Below are 16,799 nucleotides of genomic sequence, written 5' to 3' on the forward strand. Positions count from 1 at the left end.
ACAAGGCGGGCCACACACCAGCGTTGTCGTTCATTCACCGAATGGCATGTCCGTCGCATCAGTGCCGTGGGATGCCAGTTGACCTGCTGTCGGAAAAAGCTGCTCGACAATTTCAAAGGGCAGCAGGAAATGGTCAATGGCCTGCTGAATTTTAGGCACGAGCGGTATGAGGTCCGACGATTCGAGCCTGCCCGCCATGGGCATGCTCATCCCAGCCATGAAGGTCATACTGGGAGACTCGTCCTCGACGTCCAACGTCAACGAAATCAATGTATCTGACTGCGTAGACTTCACGGCTTCCAATGTCACCATCAAATCGTTCCAATAGAGGTAGGCGCGGCCCAAACCACCTTCGATGAATACAACGCTCCAATCCAGCAATCGGCGATTGGGTGACTCACTTGAAACACGGGGGACTTGATAAGACAACTTCATTGTTATTTCCTAAATGCATTATGAATAACAAATTAACAAACAAAAAATCATATAGTCAAGTCATGGTCCAGTCGCTCATTTGCGGGATGGAGCGAGATTCCAATGAGCGCTGAGCCGCCCATGGGCACTAGACACGACCCAAGCCACCGTTGGGACTTATTGCTTGCAATACAAAACCCCACCGATGCCGACTGCCTGTCAGCTTTCGCGACCACCGAAGGAGTAGAGATGCTTTCGGAATACTCGAACATCGTGGCGCGAGCCGCCAAAGTATTCCCACGATTGCCCGAACTGCTTTCGACGCTACCAACCGAATTGGTGGCAGCGGGTGTTCAAGCAACTTTGTCAGGAGCGGACATATTTGCACCAGTCAACCTGGACGACGTCGGCGATGTGTTCAGCTGATGCCGATGTGGTTGCCTCAGAGAGCCAAAAGTGCCTGCCGCCTATGGTCCGCCACTAGCTGCGGAACCGTGGAAGCATTCATCGCACAGTTTTGGATGGTGGCTAGACGTGCAGACTCGTCGTTCCACACCATGGCCAGACCTTGAACCCAAGTTCGCCACAACACTTCCGTTTTCCTGGATAAGAACCAATCGGACGTTTGTTGCGCTGAATTCCAAGCAGGCCCCAGAACCAAGCCTGCCTCGTCCTCAAAAAATGGGAAGTCAGCCTCGCCAGAATCCACCGAAACCACTGTGGTTCCCCATGCCATGCAATGCCCGACTGGGTCATCGCTAAGTAGATGGGAAACAACTGGCCGGGAGAAGAAAGCACGCGACAGAGGGTCAAGCTGTGGAATGCCAGGGCTCTGACTTTTCTCGGACTTACTCATCAGGCGTTCAAACGTTTCGTCACCCGCATGAGCATCCTTGACAAGGAAGTCCACCAAGGTGCTTAGTCGGTACAAAACACGCTTGCCTTTTTCACCGCCAGCAAATCCGCCAACCGGTGGTGGCGGTACTTTCTTCTTGGCGTAATCCTCCAGAGTCCGCTTGGACAACCCGAGGAACAAAGCTGCCTTATCTCGACTAACGAACTCATGCTCCCTCTGCTGCGCTGGCATTTGCATGACCAGGGCGAGGAAGTCGCGCCTGAGATGGGTTGTCACCGCCTAGACCCCTAGCAGCGTACTTCGTCGGTTGCTGTCCACAGCTTTGTACAGGTCCGGCATCACCACCGCCATCTTTTCAAGCCAGGCCAGCCGTTTCGCCTCATCAAGCCAAACCAAGGAGAGAGCAGACGACCACGTCATCCAATGCACACGATAGTCTGCTTGCTGTGCCACCTCTACGCCATCCAACTCGATAGGCAAAGCCGCGACCAATCCGTCAGGGCTCAGGAAGAACGGAATCTGTCTGGCCGCGTAAGGGATGTCAGATGACTCAGCATGTGAGAGTCTCGCGTGTACCGCCTCAAATTCGTTTGATGCAATCTCAACAGTAGCCGAAAGTCGCGACACCGTCTGACGCAAACGCTCCCCGTCGCTCAGGGTTTCCTCCCCATCAAGAACCGAATTGGACAGGCCCTGCCTGATACCCGCGAGCAATTCCGTGGCACGAACCCGGTAAATGGCAGAACGAAGTTCGCTCTGGAAGCCATAAACAGTCGGGCTGGTTTTGGATGTGGCGCCTCGGGGACGCCCGCGCTTTTTGACGACCAGCTCAGCGGGTTGCGGAGGTGGGGGACTGTACTCCGACAGCATCTCCTTATCGAGGTAAGCCGCCATCTCGACAACCGAGACAAGAATTTTATTGCCCACTCCCCGACTGACCTTGAACGGCAATTTGCCTTCGCAGTGGAGGTTGTACAGGTGGCCACGTCCATATCGCATCAAGGAAGCAATTTGGTCGATGTCGAGCATCAGCACGCCGGGAAACATCGCTTGCAGCAATACGAGGTGTTTTGGCGGCATACGAGGAGCGATGAAATCGGTGTTAGACGTTCAGCAGCATATACACAGTCTGGAAGTTGTCGCGTTTCAGCAACTTAAGCCCTCTCCCAAACTTCCCAAAATTTTCCCAAACTACAGGGATGAATTTGGGTGAAAAATGATGAAAACCGATGAAACCTAATGAAAAGAAGGGAGAGCCTAAAAATCACACAAGTCTTTGATTTCCAATGGCTTTCCCCGCTATCACTGTGGTGCGCGGGGGGGGACTCGAACCCCCACAGTATTGCTACCGTCAGGACCTAAACCTGGTGCGTCTACCAATTTCGCCACCCGCGCGGTTCTACAACAAACAAACAGGCGGCAACCTCAGCTGCCGCCTGTGTGAAATCGGTCAACCTTCTATTTTACCCTGATGCGGGCAGGGTGGGAATCAAACCCCTCCAAGGACCTCCGGCACAGGCCTTTTCACACGGAACCACGCGGCATACATCGCGGGCAGCGCCAGCAGCGTCAGCACGGTGGCCACCACCAGTCCGCCCATGATGGCCACGGCCATCGGGCCCCAGAACACGCTGCGTGACAGCGGGATCATGGCCAGCACCGCAGCCGCAGCCGTCAGCACGATAGGACGCAGGCGGCGCACTGCCGATTCAACAATCGCATCCCACGCAGGCACGCCCCTCGCGCGGTCCTGTTCGATCTGGTCGATCAGGATCACCGAGTTGCGCTGGATCATGCCCATGAGTGCAATCACCCCCAGCAACGCCACGAAGCCGAACGGACGGTTGAGCAGAATCAGCGCCGCAGCCACCCCCGCCAGGCCCAACGGCCCGGTCAGGAACACCAGCATCGCGCGGCTGAAGCTGTGCAGTTGCAGCATGAGCAGCGTGAAGGTGATGAACAACATGACCGGAATGCCGGCTGCAATCGACGCCGAGCCCTTGGAGCTTTCCTCCACAGCACCCGCCACTTCGATGCGGTAGCCGGTCTGCCCGGCAGCACGCCACTTCGCCTCAATGTCCTTGAGAGCAGGCAACAGCGCCGCCGTCACCGTGGCCCCCTGCAGCCCCTCAGTCACGTCGCCCTGCACGGTGATGGCGTAGTCGCGGTTCTCGCGCCACATCACACCGGGCTCCCAGGTGAAGACCGGCTTGGCGATCTGCGTGAGCGGGATCGACTTGCCCGAGGCCGTGGGCAGGTAGGCGTTGGCGATGTCGGTGATGGCGTTGCGCTCGTCCAGCGGCTGGCGCAGCAGGATGTCGATGAGCTTGTCACCCTCGCGGTATTGGCCCACCTGCGTACCCGACAAGATGGTTTTGGATGCCTGGGCGATGGACTGGCTCGTCACGCCCAGCGCGCGCGCCTTGGCTTGGTCCACTTCTAGGCGCAGCACCTTCACAGACTCGTTCCAGTTGTCGTTCACACCGCGCATGTCCGGGTTCTTGCGCAGCTGGGCTTTCACTTCATCGGCACGCTCACGCAGCACCAGCGGATCAGGCCCCACCACGCGGAACTGCACGGGGTAAGGCACCGGCGGTCCATTGGGCAGCAGCTTGACGCGACCACGCACCTCTGGGAACTCCTCAGCCAGCAGCGCAGGCAACTTCACGCGCAGGGACTCACGCACCTTCAGATCCTGGGGCAGAACGATGAACTGCGACACGTTGCTCTGCGGAAACACCTGGTCCAGCGGCAAATAGAAACGCGGCACGCCGGAACCGACCCAGGTGCTGACAGAACTGACACCAGGTTCAGAGAGCAAGCGCTGCTCCACACGTTTGGTCACTTCTTCATTGCCTGCAAAGGAGGTGCCCTCGGGGAACCAGATGTCCACCAGAATTTCAGGCCGGCTCGAATCGGGGAAGAACTGCTGCTGCACCTTGCCCATGCCCACAATGCCCAGCGCAAAGGTCAGTACCGTGGCGCCGATGGTGATCCAGCGGTGCAACACACACCAGTCCACCAGGCGGCGGAAGGTGCGGTAGAACGGGCTGTCAAACACTTCGTGTGGATCGTCGGTGATGCCCTTGTTGGCCTGGGCAGCCAGCACATGCGGCGGCACCTTGAGCAGCAGCGTGCCCAGATACGGCACAAAGTACACCGACACGAACCAGCTGAGCACCAGCGCGATCACGGTGACCGCAAAAATGGCGAAGGTGTATTCGCCCGTAGTGGACTTGGCCAGGCCGATGGGCAAAAAACCCGCCGCCGTGATCAGCGTGCCCGTCAGCATCGGCATGGCCGTGATCTCATAGGCAAAGGTAGCGGCGCGCACCTTGTCGTAGCCCTCTTCGAGCTTGAGCACCATCATTTCGACCGCAATGATCGCGTCATCCACCAGCAGGCCCAGTGCGATGATGAGCGAGCCCAGCGAAATCTTGTGCAGGCCAATGCCCCAGTACCACATGGCCAGGAAGGTCACGGCCAGCACCAGCGGAATGGTGATGCCCACCACCAGCCCCGGGCGCGGATCGATGTACCAGCGCTTCCACAGCGGGTTCTTGCCGGGGCGCTTGTGCAGGCCCAGCGCGATGAAGCTCACCGCCAGCACGATGACCACGGCCTCGATCAGCACCTTGACGAATTCATTCACCGAGGTGGCCACCGCCTTGGGCTGGTCTTGCACGTTGACGAGCTTCACCCCCGCTGGCAGCGTGCCGCCAATGCGGTCGGTGGCAGCATGCAGCGCCTTGCCCAGCGCAATGATGTCGCCGCCCTTGGCCATGGAGACGCCCAGCGCAATCACTTCCTGCCCCTGGTGGCGCACCTTCACGGTGGCCGGGTCCACATAGCCGCGCTTGACCTCGGCGATATCGCCCAGGCGCAGTTGTGCGCCCGACGGGCCACGGATCGGCATGGCGCGCAGGTCTTCAATGGCGTTGAACTGACCCTGCACCCGCACCTGCACCTGGTCTTGCGGAGTCTGAATGGCTCCGGCGCTCTCCACGGCGTTTTGCTGGCCCAGCTGGGCCAGCACCTGGTTCATGTCCAGGCCCAGTTGCGACAGGCGCTTTTGCGAGATTTCGATGAACAGCTTTTCGTCTTGCACGCCAAACAGCTCAACCTTGGCGACATCGGGCACACGCAGCAGTTGCTGGCGTGCGTCGTCGGCAAATTGCTTGAGTTCGGCGTAGCTGAAGCCCTCGGACTCCAGCGCGTAGATCACGCCATACACATCGCCAAAGTCGTCGTTGAAGAACGGGCCCTGGATGCCCTGTGGCAAGGTGTAGCGCATGTCGCCCACCTTCTTGCGCACGCTGTACCAGACGTTGGCCACCTCGCTCGCCTTGGACGAATCCTTGATCTGAAAGATGATCTGCGACTCGCCGGGCTTCGAATAACTGCGGATCTTGTCGGCGTAGGGCACCTCTTGCAGCGTGCGCTCGATCTTGTCAGTGACCTGCTCGGCCACCTGCTGCGCCGTGGCGCCCGGCCAGTAGGTACGCACCACCATGGCACGGAAGGTGAACGGCGGGTCCTCGTCCTGCCCCAGCTGGAAATAGGCGGCAAACCCCAGCAGCATCAGTACCACCATCAGGTAGCGCGTGAGGGCGGGATGGTCGAGCGCCCACTTGGAGAGGTTGAACCCCTCTTTGGGTTGTACTTGCGTCATGGCCGGCCTCAGTTGGCTGTGGAAGCTGCGGGTGCCGCTGCTGTGGCAGCAGGCGCGGCAGGCATTGCTACTGGATTGGTAGCTGTCTGCGCTTTACTGGCGGGCGCTGAGGCCGTTTTTGGCTGATAAATCAGCACTTTCTGCCCAGGCGAGAGCACATGCACACCCGTGGCCACCACCTGCATGCCGGGGGCTAGACCCGCCGCCACCACGGCCTCGTTGCCATCGGCCGTGGCAATCTGCACCACCTGCGACTTCACCGTGCTGCTGGCCGCGTCATACACCCACACCGCCGTGGACTGCCCCTCCTGGCGCAGCGCACTGGTGGGCAGTTTGATGGCCGGAATGCCCGCATGGCTGAGCGCCTTGGGCGTGACGTACACGGTGGAGCCCAGGGCAGGCGCATCGGCACCGTCGATGGCCACCTTGATTTGGTAAGTGCGCGTAGCGGCGTCGGCACTGGCGGCCACTTCGCGCACGCGGCCCGTCAGGTTGGCGCCACCGGACCAGCCGCGCACCGCCACTTCTGAGCCTGGGGTGATCTGCCCCACCTTGTCCTCCGGCACCGCAAACACCACATCGCGGGGGCCATCCTGCGCAATGCGCACCACAGGCGTCCCGGCCGACACCACCTGGCCAGGCTCGGCGTCAATGCCAGTGACAACGCCCGCCACATCGGCCACCAGCGTGGTGTAGGCCGCCTGGTTGCCTTGCGATGACAGCTGCGCTCGGGCCTGGTCCAGCGTGGCCTGGGCGGCTTTCAGCGTGGCGTCGCGGCGCTCCAGCTCGGCGCCGCTGATGAAGTTCTGGTCCTTCAGGGCTTGGTAGCGCTTGTAGTCGGCAGCGGCCAGATCACGCTGCGTGGTGGCCGATGCCAACTGCGCGCGCGGCGTCGGTGGCCAGTTGGTAATCCTTGGGGTCCAGCTGGGCCAGCACCTGTCCGGCCCGCACACGCTGGCCCAGTTCGGCCTGGCGCTGCACGATCTTGCCCGCCACGCGGAACCCCAAGCGCGACTCCACGCGCGCCCGCACCTCGCCCGAATACTCCAGGCTGGACTGCAGCGCACCCACCCCCACCGTCAGCAACTTGACGGAGCGCACAGGCTCTTCGGGCGGCGCGGGGCGGGAACAGGCGGCCAGCAAAGCAGCGGCGGCCACCATCAGCAAGGTCCGGCAGTGCCGTTGAAAAGGCCGCGAAGCGGAGGATGTGCGCATGGGAAATCCGGTGAATAGAGAAGGGCTACAAGGAGTTGCAGGGGCTGCACGCAAAACGCAGGCACGAATGCCTGCGCTGAAAACGGAACTGCGGTAACAGTTACCGGCCAGCCTCCTTGTCCCTGATTGAATTGGTTTTTTGATTACTGACTGACCGGTTAGTAATCTATGAGAAGCCCTTGGCATTGTCAAGCGACAATCCAGGGTGTGAACGACCGATCCCCCCCTCCCCAGCCTGAAGTGGCGTCCGCTGCAACTTACGCGCCACAGCCGCTCCAGACCGCACCACACCATGCGTCTGCCACCCTGGCCGCCCCTGTCACGCACTACGAGAACTTCCCGGTCGCGTCCCTGCTGTGCCCACCGCACCTGCGCCAGCCCATTGCCGCCATCTACGGCTTTGCGCGCACCGCCGACGACATCGCTGATGAGGGCGACGCCCTGGCTGCCGCCCGCTTGGCCGACCTGGCCGCCTACCATGCCGACCTGATGGCCGTCGCCCAAGGCCAGCCGCCCTCGCCCCGCTGGGCCAGCGTGTTCTTGCCGCTGCAAGCGGTGCTGCGTAGCCACCAGCTGCCCGTGCCACTGCTGGCAGACCTGCTCAGCGCCTTTGCCCAAGATGTTGAAAAAACCCGTGATGCCGAGGGATACGCTGACCGCGCCGAGCTGCTGGACTACTGCCGCCGCTCAGCCAACCCCGTGGGCCGGCTGCTGCTGCACCTGTACGGCGTAACAGACGCCCAGGCGCTGCAAGAAAGCGATGCCATCTGCACCGCGCTGCAGCTCATCAACTTCTGGCAGGACCTCTCCGTGGACATCCCCCGAGGGCGCCACTACCTGCCCCGCGCTGACTGCGCCGTTCATGGCGCCTGCCAGGCCGAGCTGCTGGCACTCAGAAGTACCCCCGAGAACGTGCGCCTCATCTCCGACTGCGCCCGCTGGGCCCGCGCCAGCATGCAAATAGGCGCCCCCTTGGTGCACCGCCTGCCCGGCCGCGCCGGGTGGGAGCTGCGCCTGGTGGTGCAAGGCGGCCTGCGCATTCTGGACAAGGTGGACGCCCTTAAAGGCGGCAGCCTGCACACCCGTCCACGCCTGCATGCGTGGGATTGGTGCGTGATGCTGGGCCGCGCGCTGGTGATGTAAGAAAGATTCATGGGCCACAAGGCGCGCTGACATCGGCATGGGTTTTGGCCAAAATTACAAGCCAAATTGGCTCCTAGCGCTTATCTATCAATCGCTGGCAGCTATCAATTCAGGAATGCTTTCCCTGCTGGGCGCTGCACGCTGATGAAGGGCAATCCCGCAAGGCAGGGATAGCGAGCATCCGGCTGCTGCAGCGCGCGGTTAGCCTCGCGGCCACCAACCGCCCCGTGCGGCCCCATCACGCAACCCAAGCCCGCGCCACAAGCGCTGCGGCCCCGGGCCCTTCCGGTACGCACCCACCATGTCCGTCAGCGTTTTCGACCTCTTCAAGATTGGCGTCGGCCCGTCCAGCTCCCACACCGTGGGCCCCATGATTGCGGCGCGGCAGTTTGCCTGCCATGTGCGTGACACGCTGGGCCTGGCCGCCGTGCACCACGTCACCGTAGAACTCTTCGGCTCGCTGTCGGCCACCGGCGTGGGCCACGGCACCGACAAGGCCGTGCTGCTGGGCCTGGCCGGGCACGAGCCCGACCACATCGACCCGGACCAGATCCAGCCTGCCATTGCCGACATCCGCATCCGGCAAACGCTGGAGCTGCTGGGCGAGCATATGGTGCCGTTTGTCGAAAAAGAGCACCTGCTGTTTCGCCGCAAAAGCCTGCCGCTGCACCCCAACGGCATGGCGTTTCACGCGTTCGACGCGCAGGGCAACGAGATTGCGGCGCGTGAGTACTACTCGGTGGGTGGCGGTTTTGTGATCGACGCGGCGGGCGAGCGTGTACTCAACAGCGCCGCCACCGCTGGGCCCGATGCGGCCGGCCATGCCCAAGGCCTGCCCCACCCTTTCCGCACGGGGGCCGAGCTGCTGGCCCAGTGCCAGGCCACCGGCCTCACCCCCGCCCAGCTCATGGCGGCCAATGAGCAACACTGGCGCAGCGCATTCGAGGTGCGCCGCCAGCTCATGGCCATCTGGAAGACCATGGCCGGTGCCGTGCAGCGCGGCTGCGCCAGCACCGGTACGTTGCCTGGCCCCATGCACGTGCGCCGCCGCGCGGCCGAGCTGCACCACAAGCTCAGCACGCAGCCGGAGGCCGCGCTGCGCGACCCGCTCTCGATGCTGGACTGGGTGAACCTCTACGCCATGGCCGTCAACGAGGAGAACGCCGCTGGCGGCCGCGTAGTGACCGCACCCACCAACGGCGCGGCGGGCGTGATCCCGGCCGTGCTGCATTACTACGTCAACTTCTTGCCCGGCGCCAACGAGGACGGCATCGCCACCTTTTTGCTCACGGCAGGCGCCATCGGCATCATCTACAAGGAAAACGCCTCGCTATCGGGCGCCGAGGTGGGCTGCCAGGGCGAAGTGGGGGTGGCCTGCTCCATGGCGGCAGGCGCGCTCGCGGCCGTGATGGGCGGCAGCCCCGAGCAGATCGAGAACGCCGCCGAGATCGGCATGGAGCACAACCTGGGCATGACCTGCGACCCCGTGGGCGGCCTGGTGCAGATCCCCTGCATCGAACGCAACGCCATGGGCGCCATCAAGGCCATCAATGCCGCCCGCATGGCGCTGCGCGGCGACGGGCAGCATGTGGTCTCGCTCGACAAGGTCATCAAGACCATGATGCAGACCGGCGCGGACATGAAGGTCAAATACAAGGAGACCTCGCGCGGCGGCCTGGCCGTGAATGTTGTGGAATGCTGACAAACCTGTCACCAATGTGACACAACAGCAGATGCCGCAGCACAATGCGCGGCGTGCAGCCTCGCGCGCTTCCTGCGACGCCTGGCATGCATGGCCCCGTCACCTTTTCCGTTTCCTATGCACCTCTTCTCTGCGCTGCGAGCCCTGCTACTGATCCTTCCCCTGTCCTGGATGTCCCCTGGCGCCTGGGCGCAAGACACCCTGACCCACATTGCCAAGACCGGCGAATTGCGAATGGGGCACCGCGAGGCATCCCACCCCTTCTCCTACAAAGACCCAGCCACTGGACAGGTGCGTGGCTACAGCGTTGATATCTGCACCAAGATTTACGAGGAGCTCAAGAAGGAACTCAAGCGCCCTGACCTGCGCCTGACCTATGTACTCGTAGACGGCAAGAACCGCCTTGCGGACCTGAAAAACAACGTAGTGGACCTGGAATGCGGCACGACCACCAACACCCTGGAGCGCCAGAAGGAAGTCGCCTTCAGCCACCACATCTTCATCGCCACCACTGCGTTCCTCGTGCGCAAGGACTCGGGCATCAAGACGGTGGACGATCTGAACGGCAAACGCATTGCCGTCGAACGGAAAACCACCAATGACGGCCTGCTGGCCACGAACGAACGCACCTACCACCGCAAATTCATCTACGTGCCGGTAGACAGCACCGCACAGGGATTGGATGCACTCACGCGCAGGGAGGCAGATGCGGTTTTTGCAGACGATGCAGGCCTGTGGAGCCCCATGACCCGGCTGGGCAAGGCCATGGGTGACTACCAGTTTCTGGAAAAGCGCCTTTCGGTAGAGCCCTACAGCATTGGCCTGCGCAGGCAAGACCCTCGTTTCAAGGAGCTGGTAGACCAAGTCACCCGCCGCCTGATCCAGACCGGGGAGATGGCGGCTCTCTACAAAAAGTGGTTCCACTCGGACCAAGGCACGCTCCCCATGAGCGTCTTCATGCGCGAAGCGCTCAAGCGGCCCAGCGACGTGGGCGTGGAACAGATCGCCTTTTGATGCCCTTCGGCCTGCCGCAGAACTGCCGCAGAACAGGCAGGCCAAACTGGGGAACTGCGGCCTCCACCAGCTGCCAGGTTGCATTCGCGGGCCATGTCCGCCATGGGACAATCGCGCCCCATGACCCCACAGCAATACGTACAGCAAAAAGCCGTGGCCTCGGGCAGCAGCTTCTACTACGCCTTCCTGTTCCTGCCGGCCCCGCGCCGCGCCGCGATCGCGGCGTTTTATGCCTTCTGCCGCGAAGTGGACGATGTGGTGGACGAAGTCTCCGACCCTGGCGTGGCGCGCACCAAGCTCGCCTGGTGGCAGGCCGAGGTGGCCAAGGCCTATGCGGGCCAGCCCACCCACCCTGTGATGCTGGCACTGATGCCACTGGCGGCCGACTATGGCATTGAACAACGCCACCTGCAGGCCGTGATCGACGGCTGCCAGATGGACCTGGAGCAGACCCGCTACCTCGACTTTGCGGGCCTCAAGGGCTACTGCCACCTGGTGGCGGGCATCGTGGGCGAAGTCGCCGCACGCATCTTCGGCCAGACCGACCCGCGCACCACCGAATACGCCCACACGCTGGGCCTGGCCTTCCAGCTCACCAACATCATCCGCGACGTGGGCGAAGATGCCATGCTGGGCCGCATCTACCTGCCGGTGAGCGAGCTGCAGCAATTTGACGTGAAGGCGCACGAGATCCTGAAGCGCCAGTATTCCGACCGCTTCACCGCGCTGATGCGTTTTCAGGCCGAGCGCGCGCACCGCCTGTACGACGAGGCCTTCGCCCTGCTGCCCGATGCCGACCGCCGCGCCCAGAAGCCCGGCCTGATGATGGCCAACATCTACCGCACCCTGCTGCGCGAGATCGAGCACGAGAACTTCCAGGTGCTGCACCAGCGCATCCGCCTCACGCCGCTGCGCAAGTTCTGGCTGGCGTGGAAGGTGCAAGCCCTGGGCCGGATGTCTTAGCCGTGGGCCCGCGTCCATGAAGGTCGCCGTCATCGGCGCAGGCTGGGCCGGCATGGCCGCCGCCATCGCCCATGTGCAGGCAGGGCGCCTGGTCACCGTGTTCGAGGCCGCGCGCACCGTGGGCGGCCGGGCGCGCGCCGTGCCGGGCGCGCTGCCCGATGGCACACCCGCCACGCTCGACAACGGCCAGCACATCCTGATCGGCGCCTACGCCGAAAGCCTGCGCCTTATGCGGCTGGTGGGCGTGGACATCGATACCGCCCTGCTGCGCCTGCCACTCACGCTTCAATTCCCTGATGGCCAGGGCCTGCAACTGCCCGACCTGCCACCGCCGCTCGATGCGCTGCTGGGCATTGCCCGCGCCAAGGGCTGGGGCTGGCGCGACAAGCTGGCACTGCTGCGCACAGCCACGGCCTGGCAGCTGCGCGGTTTTCGCTGCGCGCCCGCCACATCGGTGGCCGCGCTGTGCGCGCCGCTCACGCCCCGGCTCATGACCGAGTTCATCGACCCGCTGTGTGTGTCGGCCCTCAACACCCCTGCCAACCAGGCCAGCGGCCAGGTGTTTCTGCGTGTGCTGCAGGACAGCCTGTTCAGCGGGCGCGGCGGCTCCAACCTATTGCTGCCACGCGCAGACTTAGGCGCCCTCTTTCCCGAAGCCGCTGCCCGCTGGCTGCAGCAGCAAGGCGGCCAGGTCCTCACCGGCCAGCGCATTCAGCGCCTGCAGCCGTTGCCCGGCGGGCGTTGGCAGCCGGTAGTGGCGGCCAACGGCACCGAAGAGCCCGGAGCGTTCGACCACGTCACCCTGGCCTGCCCGTCCTGGGAAGCCAGCCGCCTGGTCGAAGGCCTGGCAGGCACGGCGGGCCTGGCCGGTGCAGCCCGCTGGAGCGCCACCACCAGCGCCCTGCGGTTTGAGGCCATCACCACCGTCTATGCCCACGCCCTGGGCGCCCACCTGCCCCTGCCCATGCTGGCGCTGCGCAACACCGCTGCCCACCCGGCGCAGTTTGTGTTCGACCGGGGCCAGCTCGACGGCCAGCACGGGCTGCTGGCCTTTGTGGTGAGCGCCAGTGATGGGGACCGCGCCTTGATCGAGCAGCAGGTGCTGCAGCAGGCCGCCGCCCAGCTTGGCCTGCCTGGCCTGCAGCCCGTGCAGACCGTGGTGGAAAAACGCGCCACCTTTGCCTGCACCCCTGGCCTGCAGAGGCCCGGCATGCAGGTGCTGCCGGGGCTGGCGGCCTGCGGCGACTATGTGGACGGCCCCTACCCCGCCACGCTGGAAGGGGCCGTGCTAAGCGGCACGGCAGTAGCGGCACTGGCGTAATCCTCGCTCCGTCGGCGCGGGGCGCCTCGGGTAAACCCCAGGCCGACTGACAGCATTCCGAAAGCACGCTCCGCACACCATACGCCGGGCAACGCCGCAATGGCTTTCACGGAGACACCCATGCTGTTCGACAACGACATTTCCCCCGCCTTCTATCCCACCCGCCGCCACCTGCTGGGCGCAGGCAGCGCCCTGGCCCTGGGCGGCCTGCTGCCCACCGCCGCGTTGGCCCAGGCCGCGTGGCCCGCCAAGTCCGTGCGTTTTGTGGTGCCCTTTGCACCGGGCGGCAGCTCTGAAATCGTGGCGCGATCCACGGCGGCCGAACTGAGCAAGACCCTGGGCCAGAGCGTGTTTGTGGACAACAAACCTGGCGCCGCAGGCAACATCGCCATGCAGGAAGTGGCCCGCGCCGAAGACCAGCACACCCTCATCCTGGGCCACATCGGCACGCTGGCCGTGAACCCTTACATCTTCGACAAGCTGCCCTACGACGCCAACAAGGACTTCAAGCCCGTGAGCCTGCTGGCCAAGGTGCCCAGCCTGTACGTGGTGCACCCCGACGTGCCTGCCAAGAACCTCAAGGAGTTCATCGCCTACGCCAAGAAGAACCCGGGCAAGCTCAGCTACGGCTCGGCAGGCAACGGAAGCGCGGGCCACCTGGCGTTTGAATACCTCAAGATGACCGCCGAGATCTTCATGCTGCACGTGCCCTACCGGGGCACCGGCCCCATGATGACCGACCTGCTCTCGGGCCGGCTTGACGCCGCTTCGGTGGGCGCTGCGGCCCTGCTGCCGTTCATCAAGTCCGGCAAGGTGCGCTGCATCGCCACCGGCTCCACCCAGCGCCTGCCCCAGCTGCCCGATGTGGCCACCGTGGCCGAACAGGGCTTCCCCGGCTTCGAGATGACGCAGTGGTACGGCATGCTGGCCCCCGCGAGCCTGCCCAAGGAACACCTGGACAAGCTGGCAGCCGAAACCATGAAGGCCGTCAAGGCACCCGAAGCCCTCAAGCGCCTGAACGGCGACGCCGCCGAAGCCATCGGCGGCACGCCCGCGCAGTTTGCACAGTTCATTGCGGCGGAGCAGGCGCGCTGGCAGAAAGTCATCAAGCGCGCGCAGATCAAGCCGGACTAGGAAGCCCCCCTGAGCCGCTTCGCGTCTTCCCCCGAGGGGGACGCCACCGGTGGCCGGGCAAAGCCCGCTCCACGGTGGCACTGGCTTTGGGGGCGCGCCAGTTTCAACAGCCTGCTGGCGGGCCGGGCCACGGCACAACGGCATTAGCATCCACCCATGCGCATCCTCCTGGCCGAAGACGACCACAACCTGGGCACCTGGCTCAGCCGCGCGCTGGAGCATGCAGGCATCCAGGTGGAATGGGTGAACGACGGGCGCCTGGCCGACCGTGCGCTGCAGCAGCACGACAACTACGACGCGCTGGTGCTGGACCTGGGCCTGCCCGGGCTGGACGGCCAGGCCGTGCTGCAGCGCCTGCGCGACCGCGACCAGCGCCTGCCCGCGCTGATCCTCACGGCCCGCGATTCGCTCGATGAACGCGTGCGCTCGCTCAACGCCGGGGCTGACGACTTTCTGGCCAAGCCCTTCGAGCTGGCCGAGCTGGAAGCCCGCCTGCATGCACTGGTGCGCCGCGCGCGTGGCAACGAGCACCCGCGTCTGGCCTGCGGCGCGCTGGTGTACGACAACCCGCGCAAGCAGTTCACGCTGCATGGCGAGCCCCTGGCCCTGTCACCGCGCGAGCATGCCGTGCTGCGCGTGCTGGTGCAGCGCAGCGGCGAGCCATTTTCCAAGCAGCAGATCCTGGACCGCGTGTTCTCTGACGACGAGGACGTGCACCCCGAAGCCGTGGAGGTGTTTGTGCACCGTCTGCGCAAGCGGCTCGATGGCAGCGGTGTGCGCATCACCACGCTGCGCGGCCTGGGCTATGCGCTGGAAGCTAGTGATGTGGCTCCCCCCTGAGACGCTGCGCGTCTTCCCCCCTGAGGGGGGACGCCACCCGTGGACTGGCAAAGCCAGTTCCACGGTGGCACTGGCGTGGGCCACGCGCATGTTCAGGGCCGCGCACTGTTTTTTGCGGCGGAGTCCGCTGCCATGTCTTTGATACAACGCCTGCGCCGCGCCAGCCTGTGGCGGCTGCTGGCCCTGCTGCTGCTGCCGCTGCTCGCCTTGGTGACGGGCGTGGAGCTGTGGATGACGCGACACGACGCGCTGGAGGCGGCCAACGCGGCCTACGACCGCTCGCTGCTCGGGGCGCTCAAATCCATTGACGCCAATATCTCCACGGCGTCGGGCGGCCTGTCGGCCGAGCTGCCTTACAGCATGCTCGAATTTTTTGAACTCACGGCCAGCGGCAATGTGTACTTCCGCGTGGCGTCGTCCGACGGGCTGGTGGAGCTGGGCAACGCCGACCTGCCTCTGCCGCCCGACCCGCTCACGCCCGGAGTGCCCCGCTTCTACGACGCCACCTACTTCGGCGAATCCGTGCGGCTGGCCGCCTACCGCCGCGCGGTGGAAGGCGCCGCGCCCGGAGCCGATGCCAGCAGCGTGCTGGTGCAGGTGGCTGAAAGCACCCGCTCGCGGCAGGAGTTCACGCGCCGCTTTGTGCGCCGGGCCGCGCTGCGCGACACGCTGGTGCTGGCGCTCATGGTGCTGGGCACGGCCGCCACACTGGCCGTGGCGCTGCGCCCGCTGGCGCGCCTGGCGCGCGAGGTGCAGGCGCGCAGCCCCGACGACATGACCCCCATGGCCGACACCGACCTGCCCGCCGACATCCGCCCCCTGGTGGCTGCCGCCAACCAGCAGATGGCGCGCACGCAAGACCTGGTGGCCCAGCAGCGGCAGTTTCTGGACGATGCCTCGCACCAGCTGCGCACTCACCTCACCACGCTGCAGATGCAGATCGACTATGCCCGGCGCGAGGCCGACACCACCCAGGTGCAGCACACCCTGGAAGCCATCGGCGGCGAAGTCGCGCGCGCCACGCGCAGCACCCAGCAGCTGCTGGCCCTGGGCCGCAGCGACACGGCCGCAGTAGAGCTGGCCCCGTTCGATCTGGCCGCACTGCTGCGCGCCGTGGCGCTGGAGCTGCTGCCCCGCGCCCGCGCCCGGCAGATCGACTTTGGCATCCACACGCCCACGCCCGAGTTCATGGCCGTGGGCGACAGTGGCCTGCTGCGCGAGGCGCTCACCAACCTGGCCGCCAACGCCATTGCCTACACGCCCGAACACGGCACGGTCACCGTGTCCGCCGCAGGCGATGACCTGGGCTGGAGCCTCAGCGTGGAAGACAACGGCCCCGGCCTGCCCGCCAACGAACGCGATGCACTGGGCCAGCGCTACCGGCGTGGCTCGCAGGCGGCGGCAGGTGGCTCAGGCCTGGGGCTGGCAATCGCGCGCTCCATCGCCGAACGGCACCGGGGCGGCCTGCGGCTCGAAGAACGCGCGGGTGGGCCCGGCCTGCTGGCCATCCTGTGGTGGCCCCGGG

The 16,799-nt window shown here is 64.5% G+C and carries 13 protein-coding genes, 1 tRNA gene and 1 pseudogene; 9 read left to right on the top strand and 6 right to left on the bottom strand.

Translation table 11 applies throughout. The annotated features are described in order from the left end of the window. Window positions 1-30: 30 nt before the first annotated feature. Window positions 31-435, bottom strand: coding sequence for a hypothetical protein (locus tag NFX52_RS12755; protein ID WP_060984249.1), 405 nt, complete (start codon window positions 433-435; stop codon window positions 31-33). 120 nt (window positions 436-555) lie between these two features. On the opposite strand from NFX52_RS12755, the gene NFX52_RS12760 reads away from it, so the two are divergent. Beyond that, entirely contained in the window at window positions 556-840 is a 285-nt protein-coding gene (locus NFX52_RS12760; RefSeq protein ID WP_156358767.1) for a hypothetical protein, read from the top strand. A gap of 16 nt (window positions 841-856) precedes the next feature. Here the strand turns inward: NFX52_RS12760 and NFX52_RS12765 are convergent, their stop codons facing one another. From NFX52_RS12765 to NFX52_RS12785, 5 genes and pseudogenes are all read right to left on the bottom strand, one after another. Then, window positions 857-1,546, bottom strand: coding sequence for a hypothetical protein (locus tag NFX52_RS12765; RefSeq protein WP_055399505.1), 690 nt, complete (start codon window positions 1,544-1,546; stop codon window positions 857-859). 3 nt (window positions 1,547-1,549) lie between these two features. Beyond that, window positions 1,550-2,350, bottom strand: coding sequence for a MerR family transcriptional regulator (locus NFX52_RS12770; RefSeq protein WP_055399503.1), 801 nt, complete (start codon window positions 2,348-2,350; stop codon window positions 1,550-1,552). Window positions 2,351-2,578: 228 nt separating this feature from the next. Then, window positions 2,579-2,665: transfer RNA gene (locus NFX52_RS12775), tRNA-Leu, on the bottom strand. A gap of 94 nt (window positions 2,666-2,759) precedes the next feature. Then, a complete protein-coding gene (locus tag NFX52_RS12780) occupies window positions 2,760-5,942 on the bottom strand; it encodes an efflux RND transporter permease subunit (protein ID WP_055399501.1) in 3,183 nt (1,060 codons plus the stop codon). An 8-nt stretch (window positions 5,943-5,950) separates the two neighbouring features. Continuing rightward, window positions 5,951-7,157: pseudogene (locus tag NFX52_RS12785) on the bottom strand (efflux RND transporter periplasmic adaptor subunit). 207 nt (window positions 7,158-7,364) lie between these two features. Between NFX52_RS12785 and hpnC the strand changes: the two are divergent. The 8 genes from hpnC to NFX52_RS12825 form a co-directional block, all read left to right on the top strand. After that, window positions 7,365-8,300, top strand: a complete 936-nt coding sequence (gene hpnC, locus NFX52_RS12790; RefSeq protein WP_238385662.1) for a squalene synthase HpnC — start codon at window positions 7,365-7,367, stop codon at window positions 8,298-8,300. Window positions 8,301-8,601: 301 nt separating this feature from the next. Then, window positions 8,602-10,002 carry an L-serine ammonia-lyase gene (locus NFX52_RS12795; protein WP_055399498.1) on the top strand — a complete coding sequence of 467 codons (1,401 nt, stop codon included), beginning with the start codon at window positions 8,602-8,604 and terminating at the stop codon, window positions 10,000-10,002. Window positions 10,003-10,119: 117 nt separating this feature from the next. Further along, a complete protein-coding gene (locus tag NFX52_RS12800; protein WP_228894547.1) occupies window positions 10,120-11,016 on the top strand; it encodes an amino acid ABC transporter substrate-binding protein in 897 nt (298 codons plus the stop codon). Between the two features lie 120 nt (window positions 11,017-11,136). Next, the gene (gene hpnD / locus NFX52_RS12805) at window positions 11,137-11,979 is read left to right on the top strand and encodes a presqualene diphosphate synthase HpnD (protein WP_252635663.1); all 843 of its coding nucleotides are present in this window, start codon (window positions 11,137-11,139) and stop codon (window positions 11,977-11,979) included. A 16-nt stretch (window positions 11,980-11,995) separates the two neighbouring features. Continuing rightward, window positions 11,996-13,300 (top strand): hydroxysqualene dehydroxylase HpnE, encoded by a 1,305-nt coding sequence (hpnE, locus tag NFX52_RS12810; RefSeq protein WP_207401993.1) that lies wholly within the window; start codon window positions 11,996-11,998, stop codon window positions 13,298-13,300. Between the two features lie 120 nt (window positions 13,301-13,420). Next, complete coding sequence (locus NFX52_RS12815) at window positions 13,421-14,434, top strand: Bug family tripartite tricarboxylate transporter substrate binding protein (RefSeq protein WP_055399494.1); 1,014 nt, start codon at window positions 13,421-13,423, stop codon at window positions 14,432-14,434. Between the two features lie 156 nt (window positions 14,435-14,590). Further along, window positions 14,591-15,274 carry a response regulator gene (locus tag NFX52_RS12820; RefSeq protein ID WP_055399493.1) on the top strand — a complete coding sequence of 228 codons (684 nt, stop codon included), beginning with the start codon at window positions 14,591-14,593 and terminating at the stop codon, window positions 15,272-15,274. Between the two features lie 132 nt (window positions 15,275-15,406). Then, window positions 15,407-16,799: sensor histidine kinase (locus tag NFX52_RS12825; RefSeq protein WP_252635664.1), on the top strand; the 1,393-nt coding region annotated here is incomplete at its 3' end.

The sequence above is a fragment of the Acidovorax facilis genome, from assembly GCF_023913775.1.
Taxonomy (GTDB): Bacteria; Pseudomonadota; Gammaproteobacteria; order Burkholderiales; family Burkholderiaceae_C; genus Acidovorax; species Acidovorax facilis.